Origin of the sequence: Pseudomonas sp. NPDC087598 (assembly GCF_044743525.1) — a bacterium.
In the GTDB taxonomy this organism is placed as follows: Bacteria; Pseudomonadota; Gammaproteobacteria; order Pseudomonadales; family Pseudomonadaceae; genus Aquipseudomonas.
Window position 1 is genome coordinate 48,478 of sequence record NZ_JBIUWQ010000041.1, and the last position, 8,701, is coordinate 57,178.

Sequence of the window (8,701 nt, forward strand, 5' to 3'; positions counted from 1 at the left end):
TTACTAACGGCGTTCAGTCCTCGTCCCTGGAAAATGTCTGTCTTTTGCCACGATCCGACTTCCAAGTCTTTGTTGTACTCCGCACGTTAGATGATCACACCTGATCGAAGCGGGTCGTTGAAGCATTTCAATCCAAACGACCTTGGCGTTCATCTCATGAAATCATGCCTTTTTGTGCTACTGACCGCCTCGATTCCCCATGTATGGGGCGCCGCTATCGAGCAAAAGGCATGTGATGTGGCCGGCAACAGTATTTTGCAGGTCACGCAATGCATGGAGCACTTAGCAGTTCAAAAGCGTGCTGCCGTCGAGCGTCTGTACGCGGATTCTTTGGCAAAAGTTCCTGAAAGCTCGGATGACATACGCGCCACCCGGAAGCAGTTCGAGCAAGAACATGCCGCATGGAGGACGTATGTGAACGAGCATTGCAGTTTTTATGGCGGAGTATCGGAAGGAGCCAGTGCCTGGATGAGTCTTGCTGCATTGCGTTGCGAGCTTGATGAGCTAGATGCTCGCAGTTTCTTTTTGCAAAACATCCCTTGGAATCCAGAACGTTATTAATCGTAGTGGTGATCCGGGATCCGCAGTATTGGTGGCGGCTTGTTTTGCTGAAACAGGGTCGGACGAGCGTCCGCTTTTGGCCATAAGCGGACTTAATGGCGTTTGTGTAGTATCTGCCTCTCTTCCCACCTATATGAGATGCCGATGTCTAGCCGACACTCCCCATCCCCTACAAGAGCTGTCCTAGACCTGCAAAACGCACGTTCGCTTTTGGGAAAGCGGCTGAGCGTGCTGCTGCACGACCAGTACTATTTCAACGACGAGAAAGATCTGGGAGACATAGGTTCTCTAGAGTGGCGTTTTGGCGAGCGAGAAATTCTATCCATGTATCTCTTGAGTGATGGCGAGAGAGTAGGTGCGGACTTGTTGCCTTCTGATACGCCAGCTTCCTTCGAGATAGAGCCGAACGTGACCTGCTCCTGGAAGAGGGAAAACCTGCTTGCAGGTCTATTAGCAACCCACCTCGAGAACACAAAAATTTGCGCAGTTGAGGGAATACTTGACTCCTTCAACGGGCAAGAGCCTTGGCTGGCCGGGTTCAGAGTTACGTTCGAGACCGGTGACTCATTGATCTACCTTAACCAGGGCGACGATGCCGTCGTATTGATTAATGCGCTACCGCCAGTAAGTGTAGGCCTCGAAACCCGCTTCGTTACCTCAATTTAATGACAGCTATGGGTCGACTGCGGACCTTCCCAAAGACAGCAATCGGCCAGAAGCGGACATCGTCTAAAGGAAGCCTTCGGACTAAAAGAAAGGACTTTGCCTTAAAAAGCCGATAGGCTCATGCACTTGTTATCAGTAAAAATCCAGGCGAAGGGACATGGCACTGTCTAAAGGCGATCTCATAAAACTAATCAGCGCTGACCAAGCAACAATAGTTTTAACTGATTGGATTAACTCTCGCGAGGCAGCGCCAGGAGATATCGCTTTGGTGGAAGAAGTCTATATCGGAGAGGATGCTCAGATCGTTCGTCTTCTGTGCGAATACCGTCCGGGTTTTCTAGAGTGGCGAACGGTGTTTTATGAGGCAGGGTTGACCTATGAGTTTCTTCCTCCCCCCCGCTGACGTCACCACTTAAATTTTTGCCTCCGACAATTACTGCCCCCCCCAAGAGCTGCTTATGGAACCTGGATCACCCGAAAGGAAATCAAAAAGAATAGTTCTAACAGTGGTAGTATTTTTGCTTCTTGGCGCAGAGCTTTATTATGTAGGCTGGGCTTCTAAAGTTTCAGCAAGAACAGTTTTGATGCCTGAAATCCCCGAGTGGAGCACATACCTACTGATCAGCTCCATTACTGGGCTTACCGCTGTAATTCGAACACTCTACAAGCGGCCTGGGCGAAAGACAGCAATACAGGCTCTAAACTCTTTTACTGGATGGTTCTGCTTAGGATTTATTCTATCTCTGAATGGTTATGCCACCGCGGCCTATCTTTTGCCTGGCAAGATTATTAGTTATAAGTCTTCATATGAGCTGAGATACCCCGGACCTTCCAGGGGGAAGTTTGGTCGTTGCGAGGCAGGTTTATGGATCGAAGATCAAAGTACAAACCGCTGGATTGAGCTTTGCACGAACAAAATGGATCTGGATAAAAACATACAACAGGGAATGCAGCTCGTATGGGTGAGTGCCCGCACGAATAAAATAGGTAGCTACATTATGAGCTATACTTTCATCTATAATTAAACCCACCACGATAAAATCTTGCTTCCGTGAGCAATAGATTAAGCGGAAGTTATTCTTTAACACCAAGAACAGCAAGAGCTTGATACTCGATGGCGTACTCTGGGCACTCTGCTCGGGCGCTGCGCGGCGAGATATGCCGGAACGTTTCGGCCGACTCGTGGCCGGAAGCGGACGGACAGGAGCGGCAGCTAACGGCCAAAAGCAGACATCGGAATGCGGGCACTTGTATATTCCTCAAGCCGTAAGAAAGTTGTCCGCCAGTACTGCGCAGAAACGGGAAAATACTTCCATGGACCGAAAAAAAAGCAGACCTACCAGCGCCGACTGGGTAATACGCGGTGCTCAACCCGGCAGTATCGAGCGAATCGAAGCGTGGTTCGGCAGTCACGGTTATAACCCGCACCGTCACGACACCTACTCGGTGGGTCGAACCCTCGCAGGCGTACAGAGCTTTCATTACAAGGGCTCGCTGCGCCATGGAGTGCCAGGCAACACGCTTGTGCTACACCCCGACGAACTGCATGACGGTATGGCCGGCACCGACGCAGGATTTCACTACCGTATGGCCTACATCGATCCTGGATTGATCCAGAACGTCCTGGGTGGACAACCTCTGCCCTTCATCGCCGGTGGACTCTCGAACGATCCACGCCTGTACCAGGCCAGCGAAGCATTCGTGCAAGCGTTGGATCATCCACTGGAAACGCTGGAGGAACAGGACGCCTTGTATGATCTGGCTATGGCGTTGCGTGCAGTGGGGGGCAAGCCGCGTGGCCGAAAATGCCTCGATTACCACTCAGCTGAACGCGCCAGGGCGTTCATCATGGAACATTTGCACCTGGGCATCACCCTGGAGATGCTGGAGCATGCCAGCGGACGCGAACGCTGGAGCCTGTCACGGGACTTCAGGACGCTCTATGGCACCAGTCCCTACCGCTTCGTCACCTTACGTCGCTTGGACCGCTTCCGTGGGCTGGTCCTTGACGGTTTCACACTGGTGGACGCCGCGCTTGCCGCGGGCTTTCACGATCAAAGCCACATGACCCGACACTTCACGCGCTGCTACGGCGTACCGCCCATGCGCTGGCTGGAACGCTTGCGACTCACACGCTGAATTGCAGGATCGTACAAGAACGGTAGTTTCCCTGTTCTATAGGCTGACGACTCCAACTACAGAGGATCCGTCATGCCTGAGTCCCGTCATCAACAAGTATCGCTCCCCGTAAACCTGGCGCAAAAGGCTTCGCTAATTGAGCAGCAATGGAGCCCCAGGGTTGTCGCGGAAATGAACGACTACCAATTCAAGGTCGTGCGAATCGAAGGCGAATTCATCTGGCACTCACACCCGGAAACCGATGAAGCGTTTCTTGTGCTGGAAGGCACCTTACGCATCGACCTGCCTGAGGGTTGCGTCCATGTGAAACCGGGTGAGTTGTTTGTGGTGCCACGCGGCGTGGCGCACAGGACCGCCGCGCAAGGTGAAGCGAAACTGATGATGATCGAGCCCCGAGGCATTTTGAATACGGGTCATGAAGATGGCGAACGAACTGCCTTGAACGACGTCTGGGTATGATTCGATGCCGCCGTGCGTAATGGCGGCGTCTTCTGTGGGTCGACTAGCGACCACCACGCAGTACCGCTGATCCACCCTTGTCCTCCCTCAACCTGGCCATCGATAGCAAACTGCGTGCCTGTGACTTAACCAAGCTACGAGTACGTGACATTGCGCATGGGGAGCATGTTTCGTCACGGGCCATCGTGATACCGCAGAAAACTCAACATCCAGTGCAGTTTGAAATTACTGAGCTAACGCGAACAGTTCTGGAGGCTTGGATGCGTAAGGCGCATCTTCGCAGTGAGGACTTTCTGTTTCCGACGCGGTTGCATGACTCAGATCATCTCTCCACCAGGCAATACGCTCGAATAGTCAAACCATGGGTAACAGCCATTGGACTCGACCCGACAATGTACGGTACCCACACGCTACGACGAACCAAGGCTTCGTTGATCTATCGCAGGACCAAAAACTTGAGTGCAGTTCAACTCTTGCTTGGTCATACGAAACTCGAAAGCACTGTCAGGTACTTGGGCATTGAGGTAGACGATGCTCTAGAAATGGCAGAGCAGACAGACGTGTAATTATCCGCTGCGACGGTCTGGGCCAGACCGTCGCTTTCCGGCCAAAAGCTGACGTGTGTTGGCAGAGGCGCTAACCACTCCTGTTTCTAGACTTGTTGTCGATGGCTTCGTAACCTAACCAATGTCTTGCACCTCGTTAAATTTTCACGGACGGTGCAAAGAGCTCGAAATAGTTCAAGAGGACGGTCATGTACCCTTTCGCGATTAGAGAAGGCTATGGCAGTAAAAAACTGCTAGTTGAGTTCTATCCACAGCCATCGGACATTGGGTTTCAGGAGGCGCTCCGCATGGTATTGGTACCATTGGGATTCTCAGTCAACACCACTGAACATGGCATATGGGCATCTCACTCCCATCTAGAAAGCAAGTTTGGAACTTGCCGAATTGACAGCGACTCTTGGAGCGCTTTCGGAGAAGCCGACCACCCCACTCTCAATAGGCAACTAATTTATGAGCTCGGCGCAATGCTGACCGCTAGCGGAGTGTTCGAAGAGGTTTCATGGCATTACGCAGGCAAGATAGGTGGCTGAACGTCTGTAAAAGGCTAGGGGTTGAGGACAGCTATCGGCCAAGATCCGCCAGTCGACGTCCCTTAAACAAGCGCTAAGCAAGGTAAATTTCGCGATGAAAAGCTGGATAGCTAATACGAAAATTAATGCACTGTTAGGGGCTAGCTCTCAAAAATTTGATGGCGTGAAGGTTAGGCGGATCCTTATAGAATACTGCGACAGGTATCAAAAGATTTATCCTTTTGAAATTCTGGAAGAGCCACTTGAATTTCTGAAACACAATGTAGATTCAGATAGTAAATATAGGGAAATGCGAGCGCTGCTTAGGGTTGCCGCTGAAGAATACTGCATTAGTTTAAACGAGATAGCCGATGCTCTTCTTGACCTGATAGACATTCGTGTCCTTACTACGGACCAAGCAAAAAAAATTATTAACCACGTTTTCGAAGCTTTTTCCTGCAATGAAAGCCCCGAAGATTTCATCCCAAGAGAGGATGCCTATTTGTGCAAAAATCTATTTGCGATTACCTCCGGCTAGCAAATGGTTGAAACCTCTAGCCTTGCTCACAATGACGGGCCCAATTGGCGTGACTAGATACTCGCCTCGGGACATTTTTGGGGCTTTGATGACTGGCCGCTTTTGGCCGATATCTGCCGCCCACGGAGGGCACCGCCTGGCCTATAGCCGCTCTCCACTCCCTGCTAATCTCCCCTTCATGAAAACCGCGATCATCTCCGACACCCACGGCCTGCTCCGCCCCGAAGCCCTCGCCCGCCTCCAGGGCGTCGACGTCATCATCCACGCCGGCGATATCGGCAGCCCTGAAATCCTCGACCAACTAGCCGCAATTGCGCCGCTCCACGCCGTACGCGGCAACAACGACCTCAACCTCCCCTGGGCCGCCGCCCTTCCCGACCATCTCACCTTCGACCTGAGCGGCCGGCAAACCCTGCTGACCCACGACATCGCCGACGTCCCCAGCGATCTCGGCCCCGACATCAAGCTCATCATTACCGGCCACTCGCACAAGCCCTTGATCGAATGGCGCGGTGACCGTTTGTATCTCAACCCCGGCAGTGCCGGGCGCCGTCGTTTCAAACTCCCGGTCACGTTGGCCTTGCTCGATGTCACCTCTGAGGCGCTACAACCCGAGCTAATCCACCTCCTGCCCTGAAACTTTTCCTCGACCCGCGCCTTGATCACCTACCCTCATAGACTGTGTGATCAATTCGGGTCCGTCTTCCCCATGCGCAACACATTGAACTCGCTGTTTTTTATCGCACTCATCCTGCTCGTTTCGGGCGGTTCTTCATCACTGTGGGCGGCGGATCTGCCGGCGTCTTCCGAGACCGCTGCCGCGCCGCTGCCGGTGATCAGTCAAAGTGACTTGCAGGCGCTGCAACTGCGCCTCGACGGGCTCAAGCAGCAGATTTCCTCGGCGAACAATTACAACCAGCTCGAAGGGCCGCAGGATCGGGTGCAGGCGTTCATTCTGGATGTTGATCGGTTGTCGGCGTCGTTGCTGCCGCAGCAGGCGCAATTGGCGGTGCAGTTGGGGGTGTTGGGCGCGGCGCCGGATACCGGCGTGGCGTCGGAGCAGGCGGATATCATCGCGCAGCGAGCGTCGCTGGCGGAGCAGAAGAACAAGGTCGATGCGACGCTGAAGAACCTGGCGGCGTTGAAGCAGAGTGCGGCGGATCTGATCACGCAGATTGCCGGGATTCGGCGCACGTTGCTGGAGAGTGAGCTGACGCTGGGCACGGACAGTGTGTTGAGTCCGCACTTCTGGTCGCCGCTGGTCAATCCTCGTGATGACGATCGGCAGCGTTTGCATTTTTTTGTCGGTCAGGTGAGCGATACGTGGGCCACGGTCTGGGCGCCGGGGCAGCGGTTTTATACCAGTGTGCTGGTGTTGCTGGCGCTGCTGATCTGGACATTCGGGCGTCGGCTGGCCGAGCGTGGGCTGACGTGGCTGTGTATTCATCGCATGCCGGAGGGGCGTGTGCGGCGCAGTGCGCTGGCGTTCGCCTCGGCACTGGCGACCATCGTCACCACGGGGATTGCCCTGCAGATTCTGTTTTACGCCTGCACCCGTCACGCGCCTTTGCCGCCGGTGCTGGAGACGTTTTCCGAGGAGTTTGCCAAGGTTGTCTATGCCTGCGTGCTGATCACCGGGCTGAGCCGCGCGCTGCTGTCGACCGAGCATCCGTCGTGGCGGTTGCCAGCGATTGCCGATCCGGTGGCGCAGGCGTTGAAACCCTATCCGCGCATTCTTTCCTGCACGTTATTAGTGCTGGTGACGTTGGTGCAGGTCAGCAATGCCACCGGCATGAGCAGCCAGATCGTGATCGCCGGACGGGGCGTGATTGCGATCGTGGTGATGGTCATCGTCGTGACGATGCTGCTGCGCGTCAGCAAAGTGCGCAGAGGGCTGATCGCGGCCAATGATCCGCAGGCGACGGGCAACACGTTTGCCGGGGTGATCTACACCGCTGTCAGTCTGGCTATGTTTGTCTCTGGAGTTGCCCTGCTCACCGGGTATGTCTCGCTGGCACGCTTCATCACTTATGAAGTGGTGTGGGCGTACATCGTCTTGTCGGGTTTTTACTTGCTGATTCAGGTCATCAAGGACGCTTGCGAGTACGTGTTTTCGCCCAAGCATTCAAGCGGCAAGGCGCTCAAGCAGTTATTGGGAATCAGTGATCGACGACTGGATCAGATTTCGATTCTGTTGTCCGGGGTGAGCCGCGCCGGGCTGTTGTTGCTGGCGATCATCGCGCTGTTTGTTGGCGGCATCGGCACCACGCTCGGACAGTTGGTCCACAACATCATGGCGATCCTCGGCGGTGCTGGATTGCGCAAGTTGAACATCGTGCCGGGGCATTTGCTCAACGCCGCTTTGGCGCTGTTGATCGGCATCTACCTGATCCGTGCGTTGCGCCGTTGGCTGGACAATGAGTTCCTGCCCAAGACCGATATGGACCCGGGAATGTGCGCATCGTTGAGCACACTGTTTTCCAATATCGGTTATGCGCTGGTGATCCTGCTGACGCTGTCGTCGCTGGGGGTGCAGTGGACCAATCTGGCGTGGATCGTCAGTGCGCTGTCAGTGGGGATCGGCTTCGGTTTGCAGGAGATCGTGAAGAACTTCGTCTCGGGGCTGATCCTGTTGACCGAGCGCCCGGTCAAGGTGGGGGATCTGATCAGCATCAGTGGGGTTGAGGGCGATATTCGCCGGATAAACGTGCGCGCCACGGAGATTCAGTTGAGCGATCGCTCGATCGTGATCGTGCCGAATTCGCAACTGATCTCGCAGAACCTGCGCAACGTCACCCTGGGCGGCAGCGCTCAGGGTGTGGCGTCGCTGGAGCTGATGTTTCCGCTGGATATCGATCCCGAGCAAGTCAAGGAACTGCTGCTGAACACCTACCGGGAGAACGAAAGCATCCTCGATAAACCGGCAGCGTTCGTGCGTTTCAGCAAGTTGTCGCCGGATGGGATCACGCTGACGATCACCGGGTATGTGGGCAGCCCGAGGATTGTCGGGGTGACCAAGAGTGATTTGTTGTTCGAGATTCTCAAGCGTCTGGGGGCGGCGGGGATTGAGTTGGCCAAGCCTCCAGCGAGCGCCTGACTCGCCTCACCGCCAACCCAAGGAGCTGCCGCAGGCTGCGATCTTTTGATTTTGTTGTTTTGGGGGCTGGGGTTGGGGGCATATCCGTTGCTGCGGGTGATGTTTCTGGCGGTTTCGCTCTTACAGCGAGTCACCTTTTCCAGACGCCGAAAAGGTAACCCAAAAG

At 54.6% G+C, this 8,701-nt stretch carries 10 protein-coding genes; all 10 read left to right on the plus strand.

All coding sequences use genetic code 11. The annotated features are described in order from the left end of the window. Positions 1-117: 117 nt before the first annotated feature. The 10 genes from ACIOWE_RS20805 to ACIOWE_RS20850 all read left to right on the plus strand — a co-directional run bounded on the left by ACIOWE_RS20805 (position 118) and on the right by ACIOWE_RS20850 (position 8,535). Positions 118-561 (plus strand): lysozyme inhibitor LprI family protein, encoded by a 444-nt coding sequence (locus ACIOWE_RS20805; protein ID WP_401395260.1) that lies wholly within the window; start codon positions 118-120, stop codon positions 559-561. 228 nt (positions 562-789) lie between these two features. Further along, positions 790-1,227: a hypothetical protein gene (locus ACIOWE_RS20810; protein ID WP_401395263.1), complete on the plus strand. Its 438-nt coding sequence runs from the start codon at positions 790-792 to the stop codon at positions 1,225-1,227. A gap of 157 nt (positions 1,228-1,384) precedes the next feature. Then, the gene (locus ACIOWE_RS20815) at positions 1,385-1,630 is read left to right on the plus strand and encodes a hypothetical protein (RefSeq protein WP_401395266.1); all 246 of its coding nucleotides are present in this window, start codon (positions 1,385-1,387) and stop codon (positions 1,628-1,630) included. A 55-nt stretch (positions 1,631-1,685) separates the two neighbouring features. Further along, positions 1,686-2,252 carry a hypothetical protein gene (locus ACIOWE_RS20820; RefSeq protein WP_401395269.1) on the plus strand — a complete coding sequence of 189 codons (567 nt, stop codon included), beginning with the start codon at positions 1,686-1,688 and terminating at the stop codon, positions 2,250-2,252. A 289-nt stretch (positions 2,253-2,541) separates the two neighbouring features. Further along, on the plus strand, positions 2,542-3,366 hold the full coding sequence (locus ACIOWE_RS20825; RefSeq protein WP_401395272.1) for an AraC family transcriptional regulator: 825 nt from the start codon (positions 2,542-2,544) through the stop codon (positions 3,364-3,366). Positions 3,367-3,438: 72 nt separating this feature from the next. Continuing rightward, a complete protein-coding gene (locus ACIOWE_RS20830) occupies positions 3,439-3,825 on the plus strand; it encodes a cupin domain-containing protein (RefSeq protein WP_401395275.1) in 387 nt (128 codons plus the stop codon). Positions 3,826-3,902: 77 nt separating this feature from the next. Further along, on the plus strand, positions 3,903-4,391 hold the full coding sequence (locus ACIOWE_RS20835) for a tyrosine-type recombinase/integrase (RefSeq protein WP_401395278.1): 489 nt from the start codon (positions 3,903-3,905) through the stop codon (positions 4,389-4,391). A 624-nt stretch (positions 4,392-5,015) separates the two neighbouring features. Then, positions 5,016-5,438, plus strand: a complete 423-nt coding sequence (locus ACIOWE_RS20840; RefSeq protein ID WP_401395281.1) for a hypothetical protein — start codon at positions 5,016-5,018, stop codon at positions 5,436-5,438. 178 nt (positions 5,439-5,616) lie between these two features. Then, positions 5,617-6,075, plus strand: coding sequence for a metallophosphoesterase family protein (locus ACIOWE_RS20845; RefSeq protein ID WP_401395284.1), 459 nt, complete (start codon positions 5,617-5,619; stop codon positions 6,073-6,075). 72 nt (positions 6,076-6,147) lie between these two features. Continuing rightward, positions 6,148-8,535, plus strand: coding sequence for a DUF3772 domain-containing protein (locus ACIOWE_RS20850; RefSeq protein ID WP_401395286.1), 2,388 nt, complete (start codon positions 6,148-6,150; stop codon positions 8,533-8,535). Positions 8,536-8,701: the final 166 nt, after the last annotated feature.

Coding starts and splice junctions, on each gene's coding strand:
- ACIOWE_RS20815 (WP_401395266.1), top strand. CDS start 1,385: ATGGCACTGTCTAAAGGCGATCTCATAAAACTAATCAGCGCTGACCAA.
- ACIOWE_RS20820 (WP_401395269.1), top strand. CDS start 1,686: ATGGAACCTGGATCACCCGAAAGGAAATCAAAAAGAATAGTTCTAACA.
- ACIOWE_RS20825 (WP_401395272.1), top strand. CDS start 2,542: ATGGACCGAAAAAAAAGCAGACCTACCAGCGCCGACTGGGTAATACGC.
- ACIOWE_RS20830 (WP_401395275.1), top strand. CDS start 3,439: ATGCCTGAGTCCCGTCATCAACAAGTATCGCTCCCCGTAAACCTGGCG.
- ACIOWE_RS20840 (WP_401395281.1), top strand. CDS start 5,016: ATGAAAAGCTGGATAGCTAATACGAAAATTAATGCACTGTTAGGGGCT.
- ACIOWE_RS20845 (WP_401395284.1), top strand. CDS start 5,617: ATGAAAACCGCGATCATCTCCGACACCCACGGCCTGCTCCGCCCCGAA.
- ACIOWE_RS20850 (WP_401395286.1), top strand. CDS start 6,148: ATGCGCAACACATTGAACTCGCTGTTTTTTATCGCACTCATCCTGCTC.